Consider the following 25,561-nt stretch of genomic DNA (forward strand, 5'->3'; position numbering starts at 1 on the left):
CCCGGCGGGACCCCCAGACTTCCACGGCTTAAACGGCTTCTACGGAGACCCTCCTCATGACCGAGAGCACCACCATCCGCTGGGAACAGGACGAGACCGGTGTCGTCATCCTCGTCCTCGACGACCCCAACCAGTCCGCCAACACCATGAACCAGGCCTTCAAGGACTCGATCGCGGCGATCGCCGAACGCGCCGAGGCCGAGAAGGACTCCATCCGGGGCATCATCTACACCTCCGCCAAGAAGACCTTCTTCGCGGGCGGCGACCTCAAGGACATGATCAAGGCAGGCCCGGAGAACGCCCAGGAGGCCTTCGACACCGGGACGGCCATCAAGTCCTCCCTGCGCCGCATCGAGACCCTGGGCAAGCCGGTCGTCGCCGCCATGAACGGCGCGGCCCTCGGCGGCGGCTACGAGATCGCCCTCGCCTCCCACCACCGTGTCGCCCTGGACGCCCCCGGCTCCAAGATCGGCCTGCCCGAGGTCACCCTCGGCCTGCTGCCCGCGGGCGGCGGCGTCACCCGCACCGTCCGCCTCATGGGCATCACCGACGCCCTGCTGAAGGTGCTCCTCCAGGGCACCCAGTATTCCCCGCAGCGGGCCCTGGAGAACGGGCTCGTCCACGAAGTGGCGGCCACCTCCGAGGAGATGCTCGCCAAGGCGCGCGCCTTCATCGACGCCAACCCCGAGTCGCGGCAGCCCTGGGACAAGCCCGGCTACAAGATCCCGGGCGGCACGCCGTCGAACCCGAAGTTCGCGGCCAACCTGCCCGCCTTCCCGGCCAACCTGAGGAAGCAGCTGGGCGGCGCCCCCTACCCGGCCCCGCGCAACATCATGGCGGCCGCCGTCGAGGGCTCCCAGGTCGACTTCGAGACCGCGCTGGTCATCGAGGCCCGCTACTTCACCGAGCTGGTCACCGGGCAGACCTCGAAGAACATGATCCAGGCGTTCTTCTTCGACCTCCAGGCGGTCAACTCCGGCGCCAACCGCCCCCAGGGCATCGAGCCGCGCCAGGTCCGCAAGGTCGCCGTCCTCGGCGCCGGGATGATGGGCGCCGGCATCGCCTACTCGTGCGCCCGCGCGGGCATCGACGTCGTCCTGAAGGACGTGTCGGCGGACGCGGCGGCCAAGGGCAAGGCCTACTCCGAGAAGCTCTGCGCGAAGGCCGTCTCCCGGGGCCGTACGACCCAGGCGAAGGCCGACGAGCTGCTCGCCCGCATCACGCCCACCGCCGACCCGAACGACCTGGCCGGCTGCGACGCTGTGATCGAGGCCGTCTTCGAGGACACGGCCCTCAAGCACAAGGTGTTCCAGGAGATCCAGAACGTCGTCGAGCCCGACGCGCTGCTGTGCTCCAACACCTCGACCCTGCCGATCACCGTCCTTGCCGAGGGCGTGGAGCGGCAGGAGGACTTCATCGGGCTGCACTTCTTCTCGCCCGTCGACAAGATGCCGCTCGTCGAGATCATCAAGGGCGATCGGAGCGGCGACGAGGCGCTGGCGCGCGCCTTCGACCTCGTACGGCAGATCAAGAAGACCCCGATCGTCGTCAACGACTCGCGCGGCTTCTTCACCTCCCGCGTCATCGGCCACTTCATCAACGAGGGCGTCGCGATGGTCGGCGAGGGCATCGAGCCCGCCTCCGTCGAGCAGGCGGCGGCCCAGGCGGGCTACCCGGCCAAGGTCCTCTCCCTGATGGACGAGCTGACGCTCACCCTGCCGCGCAAGATCCGCAAGGAGTCCAGGCAGGCCGTCGAGGAGGCGGGCGGCACCTGGCAGACGCACCCGGCGGAGGCGGTCATCGACCGCATGGTCGACGAGTTCGGCCGCACCGGGCGCAGCGGCGGCGCGGGCTTCTACGAGTACGGCGCGGACGGCAAGCGCGGCAAGCTCTGGCCCGGCCTGCGCGAGCACTACACCAAGCCCGGCCACGAGATCCCGTTCAAGGACATGCAGGAGCGCATGCTCTTCTCCGAGGCGCTGGACACCGTCCGGCTCCTGGAGGAGGGCGTGCTGACGTCCGTCGCCGACGCCAACATCGGATCCATCTTCGGGATCGGCTTCCCGGGCTGGACCGGCGGCGTGCTCCAGTACATCAACGGCTACGACGGAGGTCCGTCCGGATTCGTGGCACGCGCGCGTGAACTCGCCGAGCGCTACGGGGAGCGGTTCACGCCGCCCGCGCTGCTCGTCGAGAAGGCGGAGAAGGGCGAGAGGTTCAGCGACAGCTGACGTATCGCCGAGCGGGAGGCGCGCGGGTGTGGCTCAAGGAGTCCTCAGTGGCTCAGGACTCCTTGAGCCACTCCCGCAGCTCCGCCTTCAGGGAGCGCTGGAACGTGGTCAGCAGCGCCTGCACCACCAGCGGCTGCATGTGGGCGGACAGGGACTTCACCGCCGCCACCGACTCGTGCTCGCCCACCGCCTCGCGCAGCAACGCGGACAGCTCGCGTGCCGCCGCGCGGGAGTGCTCCAGCAGGACGCCGCGCGCGGCGAGGATCGACTCGTGCGCGAGCGGTACGTCGAGGAGCTGGATGCCGAGCGCCAGCAGCGCCGGGTCCACGCGGAAGGAGCCGGGGGAGCGCGAGCTGTCCGGGCCGTCGGATGTGCCCTCGGCCCGCTCGATGACGTTCATCGCGACCAGCCGCTCCAGGGCCTCCTCGCCCAGCGGGCGGCCGGCCCGTCGTTCCAGTTCCTCGCGTGTCATGTCCTCCGCCGCGTCCGGCGCCCACGAGGCGACCACGGCACGGTGAAGGGCGAGATCCCGGGCGCTCAGGTCGGCCGGCAGTTGCTGAAGATGGCGCTCGATCGCGGCCAGCGTCATGCCCTGACGCTGCAGCTCCTCGATGAGCGCGAGCCGGGCCAGGTGCTCCTGGCTGTAGTGCCCCACCCGGCGGGGTCCGATCACGGGCGGCGGGAGCAGCCCCTTGGAACTGTAGAAGCGGACCGTGCGGACCGTGACGCCCGCGCGTGCCGCCAGCTCGTCGACCGTGAGCGTCGGCTCCTCGGTGTCCGTCGTCATGGCAGGTCCTCGCCTCGTCGATGGTGCAGCGATCAGGTGCAACAGTATTGCTGTCTCACCGGTTCTGTGAAAGCGCTGTCGACGAGTTCTGCACCCTTTGATCACCATGTGAGATGTTCCGCGGTGTGAGCTGTGCCATCGCATCAGGGGGATCCCTCGGGGAAGGTGGCTCCTTGGTCTGCGCCGCGTCAGGGGTGGTGCGGGCCGAGGCACATCCGGAAACCCGCGCACTCGGTGCGTGGGCGCACCAGAGAGTAGATCCACGCGTGAGCAAGGACGCCGTAGACACGGCCAAGGCCGCATCCCGCACCGACGCGGCCCGCACGCCCGCGGACGCAGGCGACGCCGGTTACAGCAAGGACCTCAAGGCCCGCCACGTCAACATGATCGCCATCGGTGGCGCGATCGGCACCGGACTCTTCCTCGGCGCCGGCGGCCGCCTCCACAACGCGGGACCCGCGCTGGCGATCGCCTACCTCGTCTGCGGAGTCTTCGCCTTCTTCGTCGTGCGGGCGCTCGGCGAGCTGGTCCTCTACCGGCCGTCCTCCGGGTCCTTCGTGTCGTACGCGCGCGAATTCCTCGGTGAGAAGGGCGCGTACGTCGCCGGGTGGATGTACTTCCTCAACTGGTCGACGACCGGCATCGCCGACATCACCGCGATCGCGCTCTACACGCACTACTGGAGCTTCTTCACCGACATCCCCCAGTGGGTGCTGGCGCTGATCGCCCTCGCGGTGGTCCTGGCCGTCAACCTGATCTCGGTGAAGATCTTCGGCGAGATGGAGTTCTGGTTCGCGATCGTCAAGGTCGCCACCCTCGTCTCCTTCATGCTGGTCGGCATCTTCCTGCTGGCCACGCACCACGACGTGGGCGGCCAGAAGCCCGGCCTGAGCGTCATCACGGACCACGGCGGTCTGCTCCCGCACGGGATCATGCCGGTCGTCCTGGTGATGCAGGGCGTGATCTTCGCGTACGCGGCCCTGGAGCTGGTCGGCGTCGCCGCGGGCGAGACCGCCGAGCCGGAGAAGGTCGTCCCGCGCGCGGTGAACTCGATCATGTGGCGCGTGGGCCTGTTCTACGTCGGCTCGGTCGTGCTGCTCGCACTGCTGCTGCCCGGTTCGGTCTACTCGGCCGACGAGAGCCCCTTCGTCACCGTCCTGTCGAAGATCGGCGTCCAGGGCGCCGGTGACGTCATGAACCTGGTCGTCCTCACCGCGGCCATGTCGTCCCTGAACTCCGGCCTGTACTCCACCGGCCGCATCCTGCGCTCCATGGCGATGGCGGGCTCCGCGCCCCGGTTCACCGCGAAGATGAACCGCAACCAGGTCCCGTACGGTGGCATCCTGCTCACCTGCGCGGTGTGCGTGCTCGGCGTCGGCCTGAACTACCTCATGCCCAGCCAGGCCTTCGAGATCGTCCTGAACGTGGCGTCCCTGGGCATCATCAGCACCTGGGTGATCATCATGGTCTGTCACCTGGTGTTCGTCCGCCGCGCCAAGGACGGCCTGGTCACCCGCCCGTCCTTCCGGCTCCCCGGCAGCCCTGTGACCGAGATCGTCACCATCGCCTTCCTGCTGGCCGTGCTCGGCCTGATGGGGAACGACCCCGAGGTCGGCCGCAAGACCCTGCTCCTCATCCCGGTGATCGGGGCCCTGCTGGTCGGCGGCTGGTTCGCGATCCGCCACCGGGTCTCGAAGACCACGGACCAGGAACTGAGCGAGCTGACGAAGTAGCAGATCGCACGCCGCTGTCAGTGGCGGTGCCTAGGGTGGCGTCATGTCGGAGATCACATATGTCCGGGGTGACGCCACCGCTCCGTCGGTCAAGGGCGTCAAGCTGATCGCTCATGTCTGCAATGACATCGGGGGCTGGGGGAAGGGGTTCGTCCTGGCCCTGTCCCGCCGCTGGCCCGAGCCGGAGGCGGCGTACCGGGCGTGGCACCGGGACCGGGCGCACAACGACTTCGGGCTGGGCGCGACCCGGTTCGTCCAGGTCGAGAAGTATGTGTGGGTGGCGAACCTGATAGGTCAGCGGGGCACTCGGACGGGCAGCAAGGGGGTCCCCGTCCGCTACGAGGCGATCGACACGGGCCTCGCCCACGTGGCGGTCAAGGCCGCCGAACTCGACGCGTCCGTCCACATGCCCCGCATCGGCTGCGGTCTGGCCGGCGGCGACTGGTCCCGGGTGGAGCCGCTGATCATGCGACGGCTGGTGGAGCGGGGGGTGGCGGTGACGGTGTACGACTACGGGGCATGAGCGGGGCCCGCAGGACGGGCGCGCGGTTTCTCGCGCCGATGGTGGGCCCACCGGGGGCGTTCAGACGGGCTGTTTTCGGTCAACTCTGGCGCAGATGCGCGTTGGTTCGCACGCATGAGCGGGTAAGTCACGGCCATGGAACTCATCCCCTACCCGATAGGTCCACTCAACCCGAAGGTTCAGGACCTGGGCTACGCCCTGGCGCTGTTCGCCTTCATCTACCTGTTCGTCGCCCGCGTGCTCCCGCGGATGAACCGGGCGCTCGCACTGCGGGACGACGCGATCAACGGCGCCAAGGAGCGCGCCGAAGCCGTGCGCGCCCGCGCCGAGAGTGAGCGTCTCGGGACCGAGGCCCTGTTGGCCGAGGCCCGCCACGAAGCCGCCCGCATCCGCCAGCAGGCCCTCGAACAGGGCTCCGCCCTGATCGCCGAGGCCCGCGCGGACGGGCAGCGCGAACGTGACGCCGTGGTGGCCGACGGCCGCGCCCGCATCGAGTCCGAGTGCGCGGCGGCCGACGCCGAACTCCGGATGTCCGTATCGGAGTTGGCCTCGGAGCTGGCGAGCCGCATCGTGGGCGAGCGGATCACGGCCCCGGTGGAGCAGGGCAACTGACGCCCGTTCGCGAACGGCCCGCACTCGCCCGCCCTGGGAGACGGAAGCACGGGCGAGTGGGCTGAGGCCCCGTTGAGGGGCCCGCGGTGCCGGTTCAGCCGGAGTGGACGGAATCCGTTGCCGCGATCTTCTTCCACGACCTGGGCTGCGCCGGGGCCCCCGCCGTGGCCGGGGCCACCGCGATCGACGCACCCCGCGCCGCGGGCGCCGCCGGCTTCGACGGCTCGAACAGCCAGGTGTCGAAGAGCGTGGCGAGCGACTTGCCCGACACCTTCTCCGCGTACTTCTGGAAGTCCCCGACCGACGCGTTCCCGTAGGCGTGTTCCCGCGGCCATCCCTTCAGGATGGCGAAGAACGTGTCGTCCCCGACCTCGTTGCGCAGCGCCTGCACCGCCACCGCCCCCCGGTCGTAGACCGCCGTGTCGAACTGGTTGTCCGGACCGGGGTCACCCGGCGCGACCTTCCAGAAGGCGTCGTCCGCCGGATGCGAGGCGTACACGTAGTCCGCGAGCTCCTGCGCCGTCCCCTCGCCCTCGTGCTCGGACCACAGCCACTGCGCGTACCGCGCGAAGCCCTCGTTGATCCAGATGTCCTTCCAGCCCTTCAGGGACACGTCGTCGCCGTACCACTGATGCGCCAGCTCATGGACGACCACCGAGGTGTTGGAGCCGTTCGCGAACTGCCGGGGGCTGTAGTAGACGCGGGTCTGGGTCTCCAGCGCGTACCCGGTGGTGGTGTTCGGCACGTATCCGCCCACCGAGCTGAAGGGGTACGGGCCGAAGTAGCCGGTCAGCCAGTCGACGATCTCCCCGGTCCGTTCGACGCTCGCCCGCGCGGCCCCGTCGTTGTCGCCGAGGTCCTTGCTGTACGCGTTGACGACCGGGACGCCGCCGGCCGTCGTGCCCGTCGTGATGTCGAACTTTCCGATGGCGAGCGTGGCGAGATAGGTCGCCTGCGGTTTGTTGGACCGCCAGCTGTAGCGGGTCCAGCCGAGCCGTGAACTCGTCGACTGGAGCGTGCCGTTGGAGATCGCCTGCGTACCGTCCGGCACGGCCACCGAGACGTCATAGGTGGCCTTGTCGCTCGGGTGGTCGTTGCTGGGGAACCACCACCAGGCCGACTCGGGCTCGTCCGCCGCGACGGCCCCGTCCGGAGTGCGGTGCCAGGTCGAGAAGCCGTACGCGCTCTTCGTCGAGGGCACCCCGCTGTAACGGACGACGACCGTGACGGGCGTGCCCTTCGGCAGCGGAGTCGCCGGGGTGATCTCCAGCTCGTGCTGGCCCGAGGTGGTGAAGGAGGCCTTCGCCCCGTTGACCCGCACCTCGCTTACATCGAGCAGGAAGTCGAGGTCGAAGCGTGAGAGGTCCTGCGTGGTGGTGGCCAGGAGGGTCGCCGTTCCCTGCAACTCGTCGGTGGCCGGCTGGTACTGGAGCCGCAGGTCGTAGTGCGAGACGTCGTATCCGCCGTTGCCGTAGGCCGGGTAGTAGGGGTCGCCGATACCGGGCGCCCCGGGGGTGTAGTCCGCCGCCGATGCCGGGATCGCCAGCAGCAGGGAGGCGGCGAGCGCGCCCGGGGCGATGAGTCTGCGGTGCACGAAGAGCTCCAAGTCATGGGGGAACGAGGACAGTTCGGAGCCTATTGACTCCCTGTGCCGTCCCCCTGTCCATCGCCCCTCGCGTCACACGATCGCCATTCGGCCGACATGACCGATTCGGGCCCGGCTGCCTCCACCGACCCTCTTTTGTACCGGAGTTGACCGGGGTACCTTCCGCGCATGCCGAAACCAGCGCGCCGTATGCGCTTCACGACCTGGAGATCGCTCGCGACGGCGGTCACCGCCGCCCTGATGGCCGTCTTCCTCGCCCCCGCCGCCGCACACGGCGCGCCCCGGGAGAGCACCCCCGCCTACTCGTACGAGAACGCGATCCGCGAAGCCGTCTGGGTGGACACCGGCCTCGACGGCGACGGCGACGGGAAGAGCGACCGCGTCGCCGTCGACATCGTCCGGCCCCGTGAACTCGCCCAGCAGGGCCGCAAGGTTCCCGTGATCATGGACGCAAGCCCGTACTACTCCTGCTGCGGGCGCGGCAACGAGAGCCAGCTCAAGACGTACGACGCGAACGGCGACGTCGTCCAGATGCCGCTGTTCTACGACAACTACTTCGTGCCGCGCGGCTACGCCGTCGTCGGCGTCGACCTGGCCGGAACCAATCGCTCCGACGGCTGCGTGGACGTCGGCGGCCGCTCCGACGTCCAGTCCGCGAAGGCCGTGGTCGACTGGCTCAACGGCCGGGCCAAGGGCTACACGACGCGTACCGGCGCCGACCGGGCCAAGGCGACCTGGACCAACGGCAGAACCGGCATGATCGGCAAGAGCTGGGACGGCACCATCGCCAACGGTGTCGCCGCGACCGGCGTCAAGGGCCTGAAGACCATCGTGCCGATCAGCGCCATCTCCTCCTGGTACGACTACTACTTCGCCAAGGGCGCCCCGCTGTACGACTCGGGCCCGGACTGGCTCTCCGGCTACGTCGACAGCCCCGAGGCCACCGCCAAGTGCGCCGCCGTGCAGCAGAAGCTCGTCGACGGAGCGCCGCGCACCGGTGACTGGACCAAGTTCTGGACCGAGCGCGACTACGTGAAGGACGCGAGCAAGGTCAGGGCGAGCGTCTTCCTGGTGCACGGCATGCAGGACCTCAACGTCCGCACCAAGAACTTCGGCCAGTGGTGGAGCGCCCTCGCCAAGAACGGCGTCGAGCGCAAGATCTGGCTCTCCCAGACCGGCCATGTCGACCCCTTCGACTTCCGCCGCGCCGCCTGGGTCGACACCCTGCACCGCTGGTTCGACCACGAACTCCTCGGCTACGACAACGGCATCGACGACGAGCCCATGGCCGACATCGAGCGCCACCCCGACCAGTGGGTCACCTCCGGCGTCTGGCCGCCCCGCGGGACGCAGACGACGACACTGCGTCCGGGCACGGGCACCCAGGCGGGCGTCGGCACCCTCGGCCTGCGTACGGGTTCCGGAACCGAGGCCTTCACCGACGACCCGCAGCTGAGCGAGACCGACTGGGCGGCCCACATCGACCGGTCCACCTCCGAGAAGGCCGGGTTCGTCACCAAGCCGCTGACCAGGGACCTGCGTCTGTCCGGCTCCTCCAAGGTGATCGTCACGGCCACGCCGACCACCTCGACCGCCCACCTCTCCGCGGTCCTGGTCGACCTGGGCCCGGACACCATCCGCGACTACGCCGACGGCGGTGAGGGCATCACCACCCTCACCGACCGCACCTGCTGGGGTCCGAGCACGACCGGCGACAACTCCTGCTACAAGGTCACCCAGGCGAAGAAGACCGACGTCGCCGCCACGGTCTTCAGCCGCGGCTGGGCCGACCTCGGCAACTACGCCTCCGACCTCAAGGGCGGCCCGCTCACCCCGGGCAAGGCGTACACGATCACGCTCGACCTGGCCGCCACCGACCACGTCGTCCCGGCCGGACACCGGCTCGCCCTGATCGTCGCGGGCACCGACAAGGACCTCATCGACCCGCCGTCGACCACTCCGACCCTCACGCTGGACCTGTCCCGTACGTCCGCCCATGTGCCGTTCGTCGGCGGCGCCGGTGCCTTCGCCAGGGCCACGGCGGGCTCCACCGCCGCCGCGAGCACGGCCGGCCTCGACGGCGTACGCGATCCGAGCAGTGCCCTCCGGGTCCCGGGGGACTCCCGCTGATCCGCTGACCCCCTCAAGGGCGCACGGCGGCCGGTTCCTCGCCCAGCGCGAGCCCGGCCGCCTCCCGCGCACAGCCCCAGGCCACCGTGACGCCCGCGCCGCCATGACCGTAGTGGTGCACCAACACCCGCCCGTCGGGCAGTACTTCACGCTCCAGCCGGACCGTGTCACGCACCGGCCGCAGCCCCACCCGATGGCCCAGCACGCGCGCCCCGGCGATCTCCGGCCGCAGCGCCACACACCGTTCGACGATCGCTTCGGCCGCCGCCGGATCCGGCGTGAGCGACCAGTCATCGTCGTCGGTCGTGCCACCCAGCACGAGCCGGTCCGGGTGCGGGAAGACATAGGTTGTCGTGCCGGCGTCCCTGTCCGTCGACACGAGCCAGGTATGGACCCCGGGGTTCTCCACGATCACGAGCTGCCCGCGCACGGGCCGTACGGCCGGATCCGGTACGAGCGTGTGGGCGCCCAGACCTGTGCAGTTGACGACGACCGGAGCCTGGACCTCCGCGAGATCCGTCACTGTCCGTGTCTCGATGGCTCCGCCCGCCCGCAGGAACCGCTCGCGCAGCCAGCGCAGATGCACCGGCATGTCGATCAGCGGCAGCCGCGCCCACAGCCCCGTACCCGCGTACTCCTCGGCCGTGGCCACGCGCAGCCCCGGCACCCGGGCGGCCCACGGCTCCAGCGCGTCCAGTCGCGTCTCGCCCTGTACGCCCTCGACCACGCGTACGCCCGTCTCCTGGGACCGGGCCGCCAACTCCTCGTACACGGAGAGTGATTGCAGGGCCCATTCACCCGCGAGCGCCTTCGGCCGGATGTGGTACGGCCACCACAGCGCGCCGGCAACGGCCGAGGTGGTCAGCTCGCCGGACTCCCGCGCCCACACCCGTACCCGCCGGCCGCGCTCGGCCAGGACGATCGCCGTCGTCAACCCGACGACACCGCTTCCGACCACGATCACGTCACCGCTGGGCGCGTTGTCCATGCCGGGACGTTAGCGGAATATGTCATGCCGTGCTCACATCACTCTCAGTCTGGGGATACTCACAGCATGTCTGCCGAGTACGCGACCTTCGGCCTGGCACCGGCGATGCGTGCCGGTGGAGTCCTCGCCAACGGTGACTACCAAGTGCACCGGGACTTCGTCGACTTCATCGTCGACGGCCGCCCGCTGCTGTACCAGCTCTCCGACCTCGACGCGGTGTCCCCGCTCGCCTCCGACGTACCACCCGCCATCTTCACCGCCCAGGTCCGAAGCCTCCTCCTGGAGGCCGAGGCGCCGCTCGACGACGGCCGCTACGTGATCTACGGCTGTCCCGAGTGCGAGGGCATCGAATGCGGTGCCGTGACCGCCGTCATCGAGAAGGACGACTCCTGCGACGACTACGTGTGGCGCGACTTCGCCTGGCAGACCGGCGAACACGCGGATCTGGAGCTCAACGGCTACCACGGGATAGGGCCGTTCCGCTTCCAGGGCGCCGAGTACCGCAGCGCCCTGAACTCGCTGCTCCTGGGCGACCCCGGGGCGCGCCGCCGGGTCCTGCTCATCGGCGCACGGGTCGCCGTGCTCGCCAAGCTCGCCGCCGCCCTGCGCACCATCGGCATCGGCGCCGACATCACCCGCGACGCCACCGACGTCCCGGCCGAGGAACTCCGCGGATACGGCGCGGTGGCCTTCGGGCGCGCCGTCGGCGAACAGGAGCGCGCGGCCGTACGGCGGTCCTTCGAGCGGGCCGGGGTCGAGGTCGCCTACGTCGACGGCCTGGCCCCCGTCGTCCCGCTCCTCGTCGCGCAGATCGAGAATGCCCTGGACCGCAGTCCCCACGAGCTGCGCCGCCTCACCCGCCTGGTCGCCGCCGACGGCGAGGCGGGCATCGAGGTGACCTCCACCTGCCGGGTCCAGATCACCGCGTACCGCCTCGACCGGCTGTACCGCACGCACACGCAGGAGGTCTTCGACGGGATCCTGGAGGCGGGCAGACACCGGATCGCCCTGGACGCCAAGGCCGTGAAGGGGGAGTCCTTCCTCGTGGCGCGGACCTCGGGGAGTGTGCTGGTGGAGGCGATGGCCCACTGAGCGGGCCGCACGGACACGGGGGTGCGGCCCCGCACGGAAACCGGGACGTGGCCCCGCACGGAATCGGGAGGCGCAGCCGGGGCGGCCGGGCCGTTAGGATCGGCCTCCTGATGACTGCCACTCTCGTCGCCAAGAACCTCGCCGCCGGACACGGCGACCGCTCGCTCTTCTCCGGGCTCGACCTCGTGGTCGCGCCCGGCGATGTGATCGGACTCGTCGGTGCCAACGGCGCGGGCAAGTCCACCCTGCTGCGGATGCTCGCCGGACTGCTCACGCCCGAGGAGGGGGAGCTGCGGCTGTCCCCGCCGTCGGCGAGCGTCGGCCATCTGCCGCAGGAGCCGGAGCGGCGGGAGGGCGAGAGCGTCCGGGAGTTCCTGGCCCGGCGCACCGGTGTGGCCGAGGCCCAGCGTGTCATGGACGAGGCGACGCAGGCACTCGTCGACGGCGCGCCGGGCGCGGACGACGCGTACGCGGAGAGCCTGGAGCGCTGGCTCGACCTGGGCGGCGCCGACCTCGACGAGCGTGCCGAGGAGGTCGCCGACACCCTCGGGCTCGGCGTCGACCTCGACCAGCCGATGACGTCCCTGTCCGGCGGCCAGGCGGCCCGCGCCGGACTCGCCTCCCTGCTCCTGTCCCGCTACGACGTCTTCCTGCTCGACGAACCCACCAACGACCTGGACCTGGAGGGCCTGGAGCGGCTCGAACGCTTCGTCTCCGGGCTGCGCGCGGGCACCGTCGTCGTCAGCCACGACCGCGAGTTCCTGACCCGCACGGTCACCAAGGTGCTCGAACTCGACCTCGCCCAGCAGCAGATCACCCTCTACGGCGGCGGCTACGAGGCCTACCTGGAGGAGCGCGACACCGCCCGCCGGCACGCCCGCGACGACTACGAGGAGTACGCCGACAAGCGCTCCGCCCTCGAAGGCCGCGCCCAGATGCAGCGCTCCTGGATGGACAAGGGCGTGAAGAACGCCCGGCGCAAGGCGAACAACGACAACGACAAGATCGGCCGCAAGTTCCGCAGCGAGGCCAGCGAGAAGCAGGCCGCCAAGGCCCGTCAGACCCAGCGCATGATCGAGCGCCTGGACGTCGTCGACGAGCCGCGCAAGGAGTGGGAGCTGCGGATGGAGATCGCGGCCGCACCGCGCTCCGGCGCCGTCGTCGCCACCCTGCGTGACGCCGAGGTGCGGCGCGGCGACTTCACCTTCGGCCCCGCGACCCTCCAGATCGACTGGGCGGACCGGGTCGCCGTCACGGGTGCCAACGGCGCGGGCAAGTCGACCCTGCTCGGCGCCCTGCTCGGCCGGGTCCCGCTGGACGCCGGTCACGCGACCCTCGGCTCCGGCGTCGTCGTCGGCGAGGTCGACCAGGCCCGCAAACTCTTCCACGGCTCCGAGTCCCTGCTCGACGCGTTCAGCGCCGCCGTCCCCGACACCGAACCGGCCGAGGTCCGCACCCTGCTGGCCAAGTTCGGCCTCAAGGCGGAACACGTCCTGCGCCCGGCGGCCACCCTCTCTCCCGGCGAGCGCACTCGCTCGGCCCTCGCCCTCCTCCAGGGCCGTGGTGTCAACCTCCTCGTCCTCGACGAGCCGACCAACCACCTCGACCTCCCGGCGATCGAACAGCTGGAGGCGGCGCTCGACACGTACGAGGGCACCCTGCTCCTCGTGACCCACGACCGCCGCATGCTCGACGCGGTCCACACCACGCGCCGGCTGGAAGTGGCGGCGGGCAAGGTGACGGAGCGCTGACCTACGCCGTGACCAGCCGTCGCGCCATCGTGGGGTAGTCCACGACGTACCCCTCCGCGTCGAACTCCAGATCGCTGCGGTCGTCACCGGACGAGAAACGCACGCGCCCGCCGTCCCCGGTGCGCCCGAGATGCGTGTACGTCTGCTGCGACGCCCGCACGGCCAGGTCCGGCACCGACACCCAGGCGATCAGGAACTCCCGCTCACCCGGCCCGAGATGCAGCCCGTGGCGCAGCACCGGCATCGTGTTGGTGAGCGGACACAGGCCCAGGTCGCAGTCGAGGGCTCCACCGAGGTCGGGCAGCCAGTCCCCGTCCGCCGTCCAGTGCCCCTCACCGTCGTGCCGCAGGTCCAGCGAGCGGGTGCCCGAGGCCGTCTCGGCGCTCACACGCAGCCGCCGGGTCACGAACCCGTCGACGGTGTCGAGCTCGTAAGAGATCCAGTACGGCTCGGGAACCGTCCCGACTGCACGCCCGCGCGCCCGCAACGAACGGGCGCCGGACGTGATCCAAGAGGTCTCGAGCCCCTTGCTCTCAGTGACTTCCCAGGTAATGACACGCGAGCCGACCATACGGTCACCTTAGGATCCGGGGCTCGTACAGCGCCCCGAAAGGGGCGCGGGGCAGTGACATACACGCACGCGGCTCCGCTGCGTGGGCGCGCTCAGCCACTGATCACCCGCAGCTCCCCCGGTGGCTCAGCGCCTGCCCTTCTTCGGATCGACAAGCCCCGCGCGCCGCAGCGCGTCGGCCATCGCACTGTTGGCCGGCGGCGGAGCGGCCTGCCGCGAACCGCCACCACCACCGCCTCCGCCCGCCCCGCCCCGCTGCTGACGCTGCTGCTGGCGCTGCTGCGGAGGCCGGCCGCCCCGCTGCGGACGCCCACCCCCACCCTGCTCATCCGACCCGGTCGCCTCGTCGTCGAGCCGCAGCGTGAGAGAGATCCGCTTGCGCGGGATGTCGATCTCGAGCACCTTCACCTTGACGATGTCACCCGGCTTCACCACATCACGCGGGTCCTTCACGAACGTCTTCGACATCGCCGAGACATGCACCAGACCGTCCTGGTGGACGCCGATGTCCACGAAAGCCCCGAACGCGGCCACGTTCGTGACGACCCCCTCGAGCACCATCCCGGAGGCCAGGTCGGAGATCTTCTCGACGCCCTCCTTGAAGGTGGCCGTCTTGAAGGCGGGGCGCGGGTCGCGCCCGGGCTTCTCCAGCTCCTTCAGGATGTCCGTGACGGTCGGCAGACCGAACGTCTCGTCCACGAAGTCGGTCGGCCTGAGCGAGCGCAGCACACCGGTGTTGCCGATCAGGGAGGCGACCTCGCTGCCCGCCGTCTTCACCATCCGCCGCACCACCGGGTACGCCTCCGGGTGCACGCTGGACGCGTCCAGCGGGTCGTCCCCGCCCCGGATGCGCAGGAAGCCCGCGCACTGCTCGTACGCCTTCGGGCCGAGCCGGGCCACCTTCTTGAGGGTGGTACGGGACGTGAAGGGGCCGTTGGCGTCGCGGTGCGCCACGATGTTCTCCGCGAGCCCGGAGGTGATGCCGGAGACGCGGGCGAGCAGCGGGGCGGAGGCCGTGTTCACGTCCACGCCCACGCCGTTCACACAGTCCTCGACCACCGCGTCCAGGGACCGGGAGAGTTTCACCTCGGACAGGTCGTGCTGGTACTGCCCGACGCCGATGGACTTCGGGTCGATCTTCACCAGCTCGGCCAGCGGGTCCTGGAGGCGGCGCGCGATGGAGACGGCGCCGCGCAGCGACACGTCCATGTCGGGCAGCTCCTGCGAGGCGAACGCGGACGCCGAGTACACCGACGCCCCCGCCTCGGACACCATCACCTTGGTGAGGTTCAACTCCGGGTGCTTGGTGATGAGTTCACCGGCGAGCTTGTCGGTCTCGCGGGACGCCGTGCCGTTGCCGATCGCGATCAGCTCGACCGCGTGCTCCTTGGCGAGGCGGGCGAGCTTGGCGATGGCCTCGTCCCACTTGTTGGCCGGGACGTGCGGGTAGATGACGTCCGTGGCCACGACCTTGCCGGTCGCGTCGACCACGGCGACCTTGACACCCGTACGGAAACCGGGGTCGAGGCCCAGCGTCGCGCGGGTGCCCGCCGGGGCGGCGAGCAGCAGGTCCCGCAGGTTCGCCGCGAAGACGTTCACCGCCTCGTCCTCGGCGGCCGTGCGCAGCCGAAGGCGCAGGTCGATGCCGAGGTGCACGAGGATGCGGGTCCGCCAGGCCCAGCGGACCGTGTCCGTGAGCCACTTGTCGCCGGGACGACCGCGCTCGGCGATCTGGAAGCGGTGGGCGACGATCCCCTCGTACGAGGAGGGACCGGGCCGCTCGGAGGGCTCCTCGGGCTCCAGGACGAGGTCGAGGACCTCCTCCTTCTCACCGCGCAGCATGGCGAGGACGCGGTGCGAGGGCAGCTCCTTGAAGGGCTCGGCGAAGTCGAAGTAGTCGGCGAACTTGGCGCCCGCCTCCTCCTTGCCGTCCCGCACCTTGGCGGCCAGGCGCCCGCGCACCCACATGCGCTCGCGCAGCTCGCCGATCAGGTCGGCGTCCTCCGAGAACCGCTCCGTGAGGATCGACCGGGCGCCGTCCAGCGCGGCCTGCGGGTCGGCGACGCCCTTGTCCGCGTCGACGAACGCCGTCGCCGCGGCGAGCGGGTCGACCGACGGGTCGCCGAGCAGGCCCTCGGCCAGCGGCTCCAGGCCCGCCTCGCGTGCGATCTGCGCCTTCGTGCGCCGCTTCGGCTTGAACGGCAGATAGATGTCCTCGAGCCGCGCCTTCGTCTCGGCGCCCCGGATCTGCGCCTCGACCTCCTCGGTGAGCTTGCCCTGCTCGCGCACCGATTCGAGGATCGCCGTGCGCCGCTCCTCCAGCTCCCGCAGATAGCGCAGCCGCTCCTCGAGGGTGCGCAACTGCGCATCGTCGAGCATCTCGGTCGCTTCCTTGCGGTAGCGGGCGATGAAGGGCACCGTCGACCCGCCGTCGAGCAAGTCGACGGCGGCCTTGACCTGCCGCTCCCGTACGCCGAGCTCCTCGGCGATCCTGCCTTCGATGGACCCTACGAGGGGTGTCGTCACGATCCCGTACCGCCTTCTCCACTGAGGTTGCGCGGCAATTGTGGCAGGTGGCACCGACAACGGGGGATCAGGGCGCCGATCGGCGCTGTCAGCCCTTGCCGGTCATGCCCTCGGGGAACGCGCCGGCCGCCAGCGCCCGCATCAGGATGCCCCGTGCCAGCTCGGTGAGGCGCTCCACGCCCGCGGCGCCCAGATGCTCGTACGGGGCACGGTCCAGCCGGTCCGTGCGGTCCTCGATCTCCTGGCGCAGGGTCACCCCTGCCTCGGTCAACTCTCCGTCCGAGTCGAGCAGTCCGCGCTCGCGCAGCCGTTCGACCGCCGCGTCCCAGTGCGCCCGCGACCAGCCGCGCGTGCCCAGTGCCCACTTCGGGGCCATGCCCTTGCCGGTCGCGGTGTGGCTCACCAGAGCCTCGACCGGGTCGAGTTCCGCGTCGAGCAGCGCCGCGAGGTGACCGTCGCCCCGGTGCTCGCGCAGCAGCGTGGCGCCGTGCCAGAGGGCGAGGTGCGGCGCGTCGGGCACGGGCAGGTCCGCGTGGGCGGAGTACAGCGGGCGCGCGGTCCTGGCGCAGGCCTCGGCCGCCCGCAGGGCGAGCTCCGCGGCCTCGGCCATCTCCTTGGAGGCGAGGACGTCCTCGCCGAGGAGCCGGCGCCAGGTCGCGTCGACGGCACGCACGCGTGCCGCGAGGACGGTCTCCGGGGACGCCTTCTTCCACACCTCGGGCACATGCCGGGCCACCAGCTCGTGGCGGAAGTTGTAGAACGTCGCCGTCACCGTGCCGGGACCCACCGGCCCCATGGCGGCGGCCCGCACGGCGAAGTACGCGCCGCTGCTGTCCTCGATCCCGACGGCGGCCAGCTCCCGGCCCAGGTCCGGCGAGAAGTAGTGCGTCGAGTGCAGCGGGTTGAGGACGTTGTGGCAGCGCCGCCCGGCGCGCTCCGGCAGAGGTGTGCTCATATCCGAAGGTTACCGACTGGTCGGTACGCAGGGAAGGCGGGAGAGGCGATGGCAGGAAAGGTGGGGTACCCGTCCTTGCGGCCATCACCCCGCTCGCCAAGAATCGAGAGCATGCGAACCGTCCTGGTCGTCCTCTTCGACGACGTGCAGAGCCTCGACGTCACGGGCCCCGTGGAGGTCTTCGCGGGCGCCGAGGCCTTCCGCGGCGGCTCGTACCGCATCCACACCGCCTCCCTGGACGGCGCACCCGTGCGTACCACCAGCGGCCTCACCCTCGTCCCGGACCACGCCCTCGCCGACGCGCCCGCCCCGCACACCCTGCTGGTCCCGGGTGGCCGGGGCACCCGGCGCCCCGACCCCCGGCTGACCGACTGGCTGCGCGCGCACGGGCCGCGCGCCGAGCGCCTGGTCTCCGTCTGCACCGGCGCCATCCCGCTCGCCGAGGCGGGCCTCCTGGACGGCCGCCGCGCGACGACGCACTGGGCGTACTGCGACAAGCTCGCCCGCGACCATCCGGCCGTCCAGGTCGACCCCGACCCCATCTACGTGCGGGACGGACAGGTGTCCACCTCGGCCGGCGTCACCTCCGGCATCGACCTCGCCCTCGCGCTCGTGGAGGAGGACCTCGGCCGCGAGGCCGCCCTGACGGTCGCCCGCCACCTCGTCGTCTTCCTGCGGCGCCCGGGCAACCAGGCCCAGTTCAGCGCCCAGCTGGCCGCGCAGACGGCGCGGCGCGAACCGCTCCGCGAGGTCCAGCAGTGGATCACCGAGCACCCCGGCGACGACCTGTCCGTCGAGTCGCTCGCCGCCCGTGCCCGGCTCTCGCCCCGGCACTTCGCCCGCGCCTTCCAGGCCGAGACGGGCATGGCCCCGGGCCGGTACGTCGACCGCGTGCGCCTCGAACACGCCCGGCGTCTCCTGGAGGACACCCCCGACGGGGTCGAGGAGATCTCCCGCGCCTGCGGCTACGGCACCCCCGAGACGATGCGCCGTGCCTTCGTGAAGGCGCTCGGCACGGCACCGGCGGAGTACCGGCGCCGCTTCCGCCCCGCCCCCACCCGCTGACCAGCCCTCACCTGTCGCCCCTGTCCCACCCACCCGTGGAAAGGAACCCGATGCAGATCGCCATCGTCCTCTTCGACCGCTTCACCGCCCTGGACGCCGTGGGACCCTACGAGACCCTCGGCCGCCTGCCCGACGCGGAGACCGTCTTCGTCGCGGAGCACACCGGCCCCGTCCGTAACGAGACCGGCAACCTGGCCCTGACCGCCGACAGGGCCCTGGCGGAGGTGCCGCACCCGGACATCGTCGTGGTCCCCGGCGGGCCGGGCCAGACCCCGCAGATGGACAACCGGGTCCTGCTGGACTGGCTGCGCGCCGCCGACACCACGAGCACCTGGACGACCTCCGTGTGCACCGGCTCCCTGCTGCTGGCCGCCGCGGGGCTGCTCGAGGGCCGCCGGGCCACCTCGCACTGGCTGGCCCTCGACCACCTCAAACGCTTCGGTGCCGAGCCGACCGGAGAGCGGGTGGTGTTCGACGGGAAGTACGTCACCGCGGCCGGCGTGTCGTCCGGCATCGACATGGGGCTCGCCCTGCTCGGACGGATCGCGGGCGACGAACACGCACAGGCCGTACAGCTGCTGACGGAGTACGACCCGCAGCCGCCCTACGACGCAGGGTCCCCCCAGAAGGCTCCCGCACATCTCGTGGCGGAGTTCCGGGCGAAGAGCCGCTTCATCATGGAGTAGTCGCGGTGGAGGACTGGGCAGTCGCGGTGGAGGCCGGCGTGGTCCAGGTGAAGCGCGGCGGCCGGCGCTCCAGGAACGCGGCGACGCCCTCCGCGGTGTCGTCGCTCCCGCGCGCCTGCTCGGCCCAGTACGCGTCCCGGTCGGTCCGTCCATGGGCGAATTCCTTGGCGGACGCCTGCGTCAGCAACGACCGTGCGGCCAGGACGCGGGTGAACTCCCCGACCCGCTTGTCGAGTTCGCCCTCGGGCAGCACCTCGTCCACCAGACCCGTGCGCAGCGCCCGTTCGGTGTCGATCAGCTCGCCCGAGAACAGCAGGTACTTGGCGGTCGCCGGACCCACCAGCGACACCAGCCGCCGGGTGGCCGAGGCCGCGTAGACGATCCCCAGCTTCGCCGGCGTCACTCCGAACCGCGCGCCTTCCTCCGCGAGCCGCAGATCGCAGGCCGCCGCGAGCTGGGATCCACCGCCGACGCAGTACCCGCGGATCGCCGCGAGCGTCGGTTTGGGGAACGCGGCTAGCGCCTCCTCGGCGTTCACGGCGAGCCCCTGCGCCTCGTCCGAGGAGCCCCGCAGCGTCGAGATGTCGGCCCCCGCGCAGAAGGTGCCGCCCTCGCCGGTGAGCACGAGGACGCGGACATCCGGGTCGGCGGCGAGCCCGTCGAGCAGGGGCGGCAGCGCCCTCCACATGTCGGCCGTCATGGCGTTGCGCTTGGCCGGGTGGTGAATGACGACGGTGGCGACCCCGTCGCCCACGCTGTGCAGCAGCTGCGGCTCCATACGCCGGATGCTATCCGCAACCCTCGAACGTACGATCAAGAAGGGGCCGGGCGCGAGGAGGCGCTGATGGCCAGGACCAAGGACAGGGCGCCGAGCGACGCGACCACGAATCTGACGCGCGGCCTCAGCTGGACCGCCGCGTTCGGCGTGATCCTGGTGCTCGCGGGGCTCGTCGGGCTCGTCTACACCGGCGTGGCGACCCTGACCTCGATGATCCTGTTCGGCTGGCTGCTGCTGATCGGCGGCGCGGTCGGACTGCTGCACGCCGTCCAGGCCCGCGGCACCAACTTCTTCTGGCTCGGGGTGGTGGTCGCGGCCCTGAACATCGCGGCCGGAGTGGTGGTGATCCGCCGCCCGGACGCGGCGGCCGAGGCGCTCACCATGTTCGCGGCCCTGCTGTTCCTGACCGGCGGGGTGTTCCGGGTGGTCGGCAGTCTCGTGGTGCGCGGCGCGCAGTTCGGCTGGACCCTCCTGCAGGGCGCCTTCGACCTGCTCCTCGGCATCCTGGTGCTGGACAACTGGCCGAGCAGCAGCAAGTACGTCATCGGCTGCTTCTTCTCGCTCGCGCTGCTCTTCGACGGGCTGGGCCTGATCGCCACCGGCCTCGGCGGGCGGCGCATCGTACATCTGGTCTCGGGGCGCGGCCACTGACGGACGAAACGGGCGAGCCCGGCGCCCAACCCGTACAACCCGAATAGTTCTCGAAGCAGACACCACACGGGCAGGAGTGGTCGCGCGGCCGTCCATGCCATGCGCCAACGGTCAGAAGCCGTCGATAGTCGCTGACTTCTGTTCAGGGATGCGGTCCGGACCAGCGCGTTACCAACACTCGACGTGTGGTGACAATCGAGCGCAAGGGTGGCGACCGGACGATGGAGAACCACGGGCGGGGGTTCGACTCCCGCCCTGAAGGCGCCGGGGATGTGCCTCCTGATCGGAGACCGCCGGGTCCGCTGCCGTACGAGGGGGTGTGGCGGTTCACCGCTCCCGCCATCGACGCCTCGGTTCCGCAGGCACGACACGCCGTTCGTGACCTGCTCTTCCGTCAACAAGTGCCCGTCTCGGACGACCTCGTCCACGGGCTTTTGCTGATCGTCTCCGAACTGGTCACGAACGCGGTGCGGCACGCGGCACTGCTGTCCCCGATGCTCGCCGTGGAGGTGGCCGTAGGAGCCGAGTGGGTGCGGGTCTCGGTGGAGGACAACCACCCCTACCGTCCCACCGCCCTGGAGGCCGACCACGGCCAGACCGGCGGCCGGGGGCTGCTGCTGGTACGGGAGGTCGCCAGGGAGTCGGGCGGGGTGTGCGACGTCGAGCACACGGCGAGTGGCGGCAAGGTGATCTGGGCCGCCCTGCCGCTCACTGTGAGCATCGTCTAGGGCTTGGCCCTCTCGGGGAGTTTTCGCACGGACGGGTCCGTCACCAGCCGGCCGACGGGCCCGTCAGCTCCCTGATCGCCGGACGGGCCGCGTCCAGGACCGTCATGAACCACGCCGAGAACGGGTCCTTCGCGTGCCGCTCCATGAGCTCGGCGGCGGTCACGAACGCGGTGTCCCCGACCTCCTCGGGATCGGGGTGCAGCGACGACTGCACCATGCCGACGAAGAGATGGTTGTACTCCTGCTCCACCAGGCCCGACTCCGGGTCCGGGTGGTTGTAGCGGACCGTGCCTGCCTCCGCGAGCAACGAGGGCGAGACGCCGAGCTCCTCGTACGTCCGCCGGGCCGCCGCCGCGAAGGGCGCCTCGGCGGGGTAGGGGTGGCCGCAGCAGGTGTTGGACCAGACACCGGGGGAGTGGTACTTGCCCAGGGCGCGCTGCTGGAGCAGCAGCCTGCCGTGCTCGTCGAAGAGGAACACGGAGAAGGCCCGGTGCAGCTGTCCCGGTGGCTGATGGGCGGCGAGCTTCTCCGCCGTGCCGATCGTGTTGCCGTCCTCGTCGACCAACTCGAGCAAGATCGCTTCAACGGTGCCGTTCGACGAACTGTGCGTCGCGGTGGCAGGTGTGATCGGCATACCCATCCTTCGCATCGGTCTTCGAGCCCCAAGTCTGCCGTACGAAACCGGCACTCCCGGCACTTCGCGGCTCCCCGCATGTCCCGCTCCGGGAGCCCGGAGCGGGACACGCGGCCGACGTCCATCGGTCACCGAAAGCGGCCGGACACTTGATCGTGCCCGGTGCCACGGACGGGGAACCGTCCAGGACAGGGGCCATCAGATGTTCGCCCGGAGCCCCGGAGCCGGTGCTCGTCCGGCCCGTCGGACCGGGGCCGGATGCCGTGGTCAGCGGCCGGTCCACCCCGGTGCGCGGCGCACCCGCGGTACGGCGACGGACGCAGGCGCCGACACGGGCACCGCGCGAGACGGGACGCGTCAGGCGCCGACGGTGACCGGACGCAGGACATAGCCCACGTAGCCGTACTCCCTCCCGTGCTCGCGGCGCATGGCGATCTCCGCCCGGGCGCCCGCCACTGCCTCGGCCATGCCGGGCCGGGTGACATCAGCCACGTCGGCGTGGACGCCGAGCGCGTCGTAGTACTCGTCCCAGTCGGACTCCGGCTGGAGATACACCCCCAGTACGGAGTACCCGGCGTCGCGGGCGACCCGGGTGTCCTGGTCGGTCGTGCGCAACGAGTCGTCCTCCCAGAACGCGCGGGCCTGGTCGGACGGCGTGTCGGTGGTCCACACGCAGTGGGTGAGGACCAGCGTGCCGCCGGGGGCGAGCAGTCGCCGCCAGCGGCGCAGGGCGGTGGCGAAACCGATCAGATAGGCCGAGCCCTCGGCCCAGACCAGGTCGAACGAGCCGTCGGGGTGGGTGAGATCTCCCATGTCCCCGTTGACGGTGTCGATCGAGGCGGTGAGACCCCGGGCCTCGGCGGCCGTCCGCAGTTCGTCGAGAAACGGTTCATGCAGGTCGACGGCCGTCACTTCGGCCGCGGCCTCGGCGGCCAGGAGCAGCGCCGAGCGGCCGGGGCCGCAGCCCAGGTCGAGCACGCGGGGACGGGCGGGCAGCGGGCCCGCGAGTGAGAGGAGGTGACGGGTGGTGGCGTCGGAGCCGGGGCCCTGCCGGGGCAGTCGGTGGTGCAGGGTGAAGAAGGCCTCGCGGCGGGCGTCGCGCTCGGACGCGTCGTGGTGCTCGGACAAGTCGTGATGTTCGGACAACGTGGGAAACCTTTGGATGCGGGGGCCCGGGCCGCCGCGCACGCCGCTCGGCGTGGGTCAGCCGTGGACCCGGAGGATGGGGACGCACCTGTCGCCGCGCGCAGCGGCACCGAACGCGACAGTCATCAACCCACCTCTTCCTCGGATCGGTGGCCACGCTAGCACTGGAGCCGCCGACCGCACCCGCGAATTAAGTGCCTCCCGCTGGAGCCTTTCAGTGGCAGAGCTTCGCCTCGTGCTCCGCGTGCCCGCTCGGTTCCAGCTGGAAGGTGCAGTGCTCCACGTCGAAGTGGTGGCCCAGACAGCCCTGGAGCTCGTGGAGCATCTTCTCGTGGCCGATGGCGTTCAGGACGTCGGAGCTGACGACCACATGGGCGGAGAGGACCGGCATGCCCGACGTGATGGTCCAGGCGTGCAGGTCGTGCACGTCCTCGACGCCGGGCAGGGCGAGGATGTGGGCGCGCACCTCCGCCATGTCGACGTTCTTGGGCGCCGCCTCCAGGAGCACCTCGAGCGTCTCGTGGAGCAGTTTCCAGGTGCGCGGGACGATCATGATGCTGATGAGGATCGAGGCGATCGGGTCGGCCGCCTGCCAGCCGGTGGTCATGATCACCACGGCGGAGATGATCACCGCCACCGAACCCAGCGCGTCCGCGACCACCTCCAGGAAGGCGCCGCGCACGTTCAGGCTCTCCTTCTGGCCGCGCAGCAGCAGCGTGAGCGAGATCGTGTTCGCGACCAGACCGATCAGCCCGAAGACGACGGTCAGACCGCCCTCGGTGTCGGCGGGTGTCACGAAGCGGTGGATCGCCTCGTACAGGACGTAGCCGCCGACACCGAGCAGCAGCAGACAGTTGGCGAGCGCGGCGAGGATCTCGGCCCGCGCGTAGCCGAACGTGCGGTTGCCGCTGGGCGGCCGGTTGGCGAAGTGGATCGCGAGGAGCGCCATGCCCAGCCCCACCGCGTCCGTCGCCATGTGCGCCGCGTCGGCCACGAGCGCGAGGGAGTCGGCCATGAGGCCGCCGACGATCTCGACCACCATCACGGTGAGCGTGATGGACAGCGCGACCCGCAGTCTCCCGCGGTACGCGGCTGCCGCCGTGCCGGTGGCGGGCGCGCCGTGGGCGTGCCCGTGATCGTGTCCAGCCCCCATGGAAGCCGCCTCCTGTGCTCTGCCCGGGATCACAGTGAACTACGGGTGGGGGGTATCGGGCAACGCGGCACTGAACACCGTTGTCATATGCTCTGACCTGCGGAAACGATCCGCAGGTCAGAGCGTGGTCAAGATCGTTGATCCAGGGTCCGGGGGTGATGCAGCACCCACCCCTGCCACGCCGACTCCACCATCTCCGGGACCCCGCGCCGCGCGCTCCAGTCGAGTTCCCGCGCGGCCAGGCCGGCCGAGGCGACCGCGCGCGGCGCGTCCCCGGGCCGGCGCGGCTCGACGACCGGTCGCCGGGTGTCCCCGCTCACCTCGCCGATCAGCGTGAGCAGTTCACGTACCGAGACCCCTTCGCCGCGGCCGATGTTCGCCGTGAGGTCGCCCGTCGCGCCGCCGGCCAGCCGCCGGGCCGCCGCGAGGTGTGCCTCGGCGAGGTCGGCGACGTGGATGTAGTCACGGACGCAGGTGCCGTCCGGCGTCGGGTAGTCGTCGCCGAAGATCCGCGGGGCCTCGTCGCGGGTGAGGCGGTCGAAGACCATCGGGATCACGTTGAACACGCCGGTGTCGGCCAGCTCGGGCGTGGCCGCACCCGCCACGTTGAAGTAGCGCAGGCACACGGTCGCGATGCCGTGGGCCCGGCCCGCCGCGCGGACCAGCCACTCCCCTGCGAGCTTCGTCTCGCCGTACGGGCTCATCGGCGCACAGGGGGTGTCCTCCGTGATGAGGTCCACATCCGGGTTGCCGTAGACGGCGGCGGACGAGGAGAAGACGAAGCGCTTGACGCCGGCCCCGGCGACCGCCTCCAGGAGCGTCGCGAGCCCGCCGACGTTCTCCTGGTAGTAGCGCGTCGGCTGGGCCACGGACTCACCGACCTGCTTGCGCGCGGCGAGATGCACCACACCCGTCACCGCGTGCTCCGCGAGGACCCGCTTGAGCAGGTCCCCGTCCAGCGAGGAGCCCTGCACCAGCGGAATGCTCTCCGGGAGCCGGTGGGGAACCCCGGCCGAGAGGTCGTCGAGGGCGACGACGCGCTCCCCGGCCTCCGCCATCGCCCGCGCCACGTGTGCCCCGATGTATCCGGCCCCGCCTGTGATCAGCCATGTCATGGACGACCACCCTATGTCGGTCCGCCGCCGGTGGCGCCGCTGCCGGCCGCCGATCCGACCGCCCTGCCCCGCTACGGAGCGGTCTGGAGGGGTGTCGTGA

General features: G+C 71.0%; 22 protein-coding genes. 11 read left to right on the forward strand and 11 right to left on the reverse strand.

Translation table 11 applies throughout. From position 1 onward, the window contains the following. Positions 1-56: 56 nt before the first annotated feature. Positions 57-2,231 carry a 3-hydroxyacyl-CoA dehydrogenase NAD-binding domain-containing protein gene (locus ACIRA5_RS49090; protein ID WP_403703863.1) on the forward strand — a complete coding sequence of 725 codons (2,175 nt, stop codon included), beginning with the start codon at positions 57-59 and terminating at the stop codon, positions 2,229-2,231. Between the two features lie 52 nt (positions 2,232-2,283). On the opposite strand, the gene ACIRA5_RS49095 is transcribed toward ACIRA5_RS49090, so the two are convergent. After that, positions 2,284-3,018 (reverse strand): MerR family transcriptional regulator, encoded by a 735-nt coding sequence (locus tag ACIRA5_RS49095; protein WP_403703866.1) that lies wholly within the window; start codon positions 3,016-3,018, stop codon positions 2,284-2,286. A gap of 266 nt (positions 3,019-3,284) precedes the next feature. Between ACIRA5_RS49095 and ACIRA5_RS49100 the strand changes: the two genes are divergently transcribed. The 3 genes from ACIRA5_RS49100 (at position 3,285) to ACIRA5_RS49110 (ending at position 5,886) form a co-directional block, all read left to right on the forward strand. Then, positions 3,285-4,751: an amino acid permease gene (locus ACIRA5_RS49100; protein ID WP_403703869.1), complete on the forward strand. Its 1,467-nt coding sequence runs from the start codon at positions 3,285-3,287 to the stop codon at positions 4,749-4,751. A 43-nt stretch (positions 4,752-4,794) separates the two neighbouring features. Further along, positions 4,795-5,274, forward strand: coding sequence for a macro domain-containing protein (locus ACIRA5_RS49105; RefSeq protein ID WP_403703872.1), 480 nt, complete (start codon positions 4,795-4,797; stop codon positions 5,272-5,274). A gap of 135 nt (positions 5,275-5,409) precedes the next feature. Beyond that, on the forward strand, positions 5,410-5,886 hold the full coding sequence (locus ACIRA5_RS49110) for a hypothetical protein (RefSeq protein WP_403703875.1): 477 nt from the start codon (positions 5,410-5,412) through the stop codon (positions 5,884-5,886). A 94-nt stretch (positions 5,887-5,980) separates the two neighbouring features. Here the strand turns inward: ACIRA5_RS49110 and ACIRA5_RS49115 are convergent, their stop codons facing one another. Beyond that, positions 5,981-7,480 (reverse strand): M1 family metallopeptidase, encoded by a 1,500-nt coding sequence (locus ACIRA5_RS49115; protein ID WP_382259166.1) that lies wholly within the window; start codon positions 7,478-7,480, stop codon positions 5,981-5,983. A 180-nt stretch (positions 7,481-7,660) separates the two neighbouring features. Between ACIRA5_RS49115 and ACIRA5_RS49120 the strand changes: the two genes are divergently transcribed. Next, positions 7,661-9,622: a Xaa-Pro dipeptidyl-peptidase gene (locus ACIRA5_RS49120; protein WP_403703878.1), complete on the forward strand. Its 1,962-nt coding sequence runs from the start codon at positions 7,661-7,663 to the stop codon at positions 9,620-9,622. A gap of 13 nt (positions 9,623-9,635) precedes the next feature. Here ACIRA5_RS49120 and ACIRA5_RS49125 read toward each other — a convergent pair whose 3' ends face one another. Continuing rightward, positions 9,636-10,610, reverse strand: coding sequence for an FAD-dependent oxidoreductase (locus tag ACIRA5_RS49125; RefSeq protein ID WP_403703880.1), 975 nt, complete (start codon positions 10,608-10,610; stop codon positions 9,636-9,638). Positions 10,611-10,676: 66 nt separating this feature from the next. Between ACIRA5_RS49125 and ACIRA5_RS49130 the strand changes: the two genes are divergently transcribed. Together ACIRA5_RS49130 and ACIRA5_RS49135 are read left to right on the forward strand one after the other, a co-directional pair. Continuing rightward, the gene (locus tag ACIRA5_RS49130; protein ID WP_403703883.1) at positions 10,677-11,702 is read left to right on the forward strand and encodes an oxidoreductase; all 1,026 of its coding nucleotides are present in this window, start codon (positions 10,677-10,679) and stop codon (positions 11,700-11,702) included. Positions 11,703-11,812: 110 nt separating this feature from the next. Further along, positions 11,813-13,453, forward strand: a complete 1,641-nt coding sequence (locus ACIRA5_RS49135) for an ABC-F family ATP-binding cassette domain-containing protein (RefSeq protein ID WP_101402144.1) — start codon at positions 11,813-11,815, stop codon at positions 13,451-13,453. 1 nt (position 13,454) lies between these two features. Here ACIRA5_RS49135 and ACIRA5_RS49140 read toward each other — a convergent pair whose 3' ends face one another. The 3 genes from ACIRA5_RS49140 to ACIRA5_RS49150 all read right to left on the reverse strand — a co-directional run bounded on the left by ACIRA5_RS49140 (position 13,455) and on the right by ACIRA5_RS49150 (position 17,505). Then, positions 13,455-14,024 carry a putative glycolipid-binding domain-containing protein gene (locus ACIRA5_RS49140; protein ID WP_403703886.1) on the reverse strand — a complete coding sequence of 190 codons (570 nt, stop codon included), beginning with the start codon at positions 14,022-14,024 and terminating at the stop codon, positions 13,455-13,457. A gap of 126 nt (positions 14,025-14,150) precedes the next feature. Next, complete coding sequence (locus tag ACIRA5_RS49145) at positions 14,151-16,550, reverse strand: Tex family protein (RefSeq protein ID WP_403703889.1); 2,400 nt, start codon at positions 16,548-16,550, stop codon at positions 14,151-14,153. An 88-nt stretch (positions 16,551-16,638) separates the two neighbouring features. Continuing rightward, on the reverse strand, positions 16,639-17,505 hold the full coding sequence (locus ACIRA5_RS49150; RefSeq protein ID WP_403703892.1) for a hypothetical protein: 867 nt from the start codon (positions 17,503-17,505) through the stop codon (positions 16,639-16,641). A gap of 111 nt (positions 17,506-17,616) precedes the next feature. Between ACIRA5_RS49150 and ACIRA5_RS49155 the strand changes: the two genes are divergently transcribed. Together ACIRA5_RS49155 and ACIRA5_RS49160 are read left to right on the forward strand one after the other, a co-directional pair. Further along, positions 17,617-18,570 (forward strand): GlxA family transcriptional regulator, encoded by a 954-nt coding sequence (locus ACIRA5_RS49155; RefSeq protein ID WP_403703895.1) that lies wholly within the window; start codon positions 17,617-17,619, stop codon positions 18,568-18,570. A gap of 50 nt (positions 18,571-18,620) precedes the next feature. Beyond that, positions 18,621-19,256: a DJ-1/PfpI family protein gene (locus ACIRA5_RS49160; RefSeq protein WP_403703898.1), complete on the forward strand. Its 636-nt coding sequence runs from the start codon at positions 18,621-18,623 to the stop codon at positions 19,254-19,256. Here the strand turns inward: ACIRA5_RS49160 and ACIRA5_RS49165 are convergent. After that, the gene (locus tag ACIRA5_RS49165) at positions 19,246-20,034 is read right to left on the reverse strand and encodes an enoyl-CoA hydratase/isomerase family protein (protein ID WP_403703901.1); all 789 of its coding nucleotides are present in this window, start codon (positions 20,032-20,034) and stop codon (positions 19,246-19,248) included. The genes ACIRA5_RS49160 and ACIRA5_RS49165 overlap by 11 nt on opposite strands. A gap of 66 nt (positions 20,035-20,100) precedes the next feature. Here ACIRA5_RS49165 and ACIRA5_RS49170 point away from each other — a divergent pair, with 66 nt between their 5' ends. Both ACIRA5_RS49170 and ACIRA5_RS49175 read left to right on the forward strand, forming a co-directional pair. Continuing rightward, the gene (locus tag ACIRA5_RS49170; protein WP_352047735.1) at positions 20,101-20,685 is read left to right on the forward strand and encodes a DUF308 domain-containing protein; all 585 of its coding nucleotides are present in this window, start codon (positions 20,101-20,103) and stop codon (positions 20,683-20,685) included. Between the two features lie 221 nt (positions 20,686-20,906). Further along, positions 20,907-21,413 (forward strand): ATP-binding protein, encoded by a 507-nt coding sequence (locus ACIRA5_RS49175; RefSeq protein WP_190168511.1) that lies wholly within the window; start codon positions 20,907-20,909, stop codon positions 21,411-21,413. 40 nt (positions 21,414-21,453) lie between these two features. Here ACIRA5_RS49175 and idi read toward each other — a convergent pair whose 3' ends face one another. The 4 genes from idi to galE form a co-directional block, all read right to left on the reverse strand. Further along, on the reverse strand, positions 21,454-22,047 hold the full coding sequence (gene idi / locus ACIRA5_RS49180; protein ID WP_054232743.1) for an isopentenyl-diphosphate Delta-isomerase: 594 nt from the start codon (positions 22,045-22,047) through the stop codon (positions 21,454-21,456). Positions 22,048-22,404: 357 nt separating this feature from the next. Further along, positions 22,405-23,175 (reverse strand): class I SAM-dependent methyltransferase, encoded by a 771-nt coding sequence (locus ACIRA5_RS49185; RefSeq protein WP_403703905.1) that lies wholly within the window; start codon positions 23,173-23,175, stop codon positions 22,405-22,407. A gap of 232 nt (positions 23,176-23,407) precedes the next feature. Next, positions 23,408-24,346 carry a cation diffusion facilitator family transporter gene (locus ACIRA5_RS49190; RefSeq protein ID WP_403703908.1) on the reverse strand — a complete coding sequence of 313 codons (939 nt, stop codon included), beginning with the start codon at positions 24,344-24,346 and terminating at the stop codon, positions 23,408-23,410. A 128-nt stretch (positions 24,347-24,474) separates the two neighbouring features. Continuing rightward, complete coding sequence (galE, locus tag ACIRA5_RS49195; RefSeq protein ID WP_403703911.1) at positions 24,475-25,461, reverse strand: UDP-glucose 4-epimerase GalE; 987 nt, start codon at positions 25,459-25,461, stop codon at positions 24,475-24,477. Positions 25,462-25,561: the final 100 nt, after the last annotated feature.

This window comes from Streptomyces sp. NPDC096311 (assembly GCF_044763085.1).
Taxonomy (GTDB): Bacteria; Actinomycetota; Actinomycetes; order Streptomycetales; family Streptomycetaceae; genus Streptomyces.

Coding starts and splice junctions, on each gene's coding strand:
- ACIRA5_RS49090 (WP_403703863.1), top strand. CDS start 57: ATGACCGAGAGCACCACCATCCGCTGGGAACAGGACGAGACCGGTGTC.
- ACIRA5_RS49095 (WP_403703866.1), bottom strand. CDS start 3,018: ATGACGACGGACACCGAGGAGCCGACGCTCACGGTCGACGAGCTGGCG.
- ACIRA5_RS49105 (WP_403703872.1), top strand. CDS start 4,795: ATGTCGGAGATCACATATGTCCGGGGTGACGCCACCGCTCCGTCGGTC.
- ACIRA5_RS49110 (WP_403703875.1), top strand. CDS start 5,410: ATGGAACTCATCCCCTACCCGATAGGTCCACTCAACCCGAAGGTTCAG.
- ACIRA5_RS49120 (WP_403703878.1), top strand. CDS start 7,661: ATGCCGAAACCAGCGCGCCGTATGCGCTTCACGACCTGGAGATCGCTC.
- ACIRA5_RS49125 (WP_403703880.1), bottom strand. CDS start 10,610: ATGGACAACGCGCCCAGCGGTGACGTGATCGTGGTCGGAAGCGGTGTC.
- ACIRA5_RS49130 (WP_403703883.1), top strand. CDS start 10,677: ATGTCTGCCGAGTACGCGACCTTCGGCCTGGCACCGGCGATGCGTGCC.
- ACIRA5_RS49135 (WP_101402144.1), top strand. CDS start 11,813: ATGACTGCCACTCTCGTCGCCAAGAACCTCGCCGCCGGACACGGCGAC.
- ACIRA5_RS49140 (WP_403703886.1), bottom strand. CDS start 14,024: ATGGTCGGCTCGCGTGTCATTACCTGGGAAGTCACTGAGAGCAAGGGG.
- ACIRA5_RS49150 (WP_403703892.1), bottom strand. CDS start 17,505: ATGAGCACACCTCTGCCGGAGCGCGCCGGGCGGCGCTGCCACAACGTC.
- ACIRA5_RS49155 (WP_403703895.1), top strand. CDS start 17,617: ATGCGAACCGTCCTGGTCGTCCTCTTCGACGACGTGCAGAGCCTCGAC.
- ACIRA5_RS49160 (WP_403703898.1), top strand. CDS start 18,621: ATGCAGATCGCCATCGTCCTCTTCGACCGCTTCACCGCCCTGGACGCC.
- ACIRA5_RS49165 (WP_403703901.1), bottom strand. CDS start 20,034: ATGGAGCCGCAGCTGCTGCACAGCGTGGGCGACGGGGTCGCCACCGTC.
- ACIRA5_RS49170 (WP_352047735.1), top strand. CDS start 20,101: ATGGCCAGGACCAAGGACAGGGCGCCGAGCGACGCGACCACGAATCTG.
- ACIRA5_RS49175 (WP_190168511.1), top strand. CDS start 20,907: ATGGAGAACCACGGGCGGGGGTTCGACTCCCGCCCTGAAGGCGCCGGG.
- idi (WP_054232743.1), bottom strand. CDS start 22,047: ATGCCGATCACACCTGCCACCGCGACGCACAGTTCGTCGAACGGCACC.
- ACIRA5_RS49190 (WP_403703908.1), bottom strand. CDS start 24,346: ATGGGGGCTGGACACGATCACGGGCACGCCCACGGCGCGCCCGCCACC.
- galE (WP_403703911.1), bottom strand. CDS start 25,461: ATGACATGGCTGATCACAGGCGGGGCCGGATACATCGGGGCACACGTG.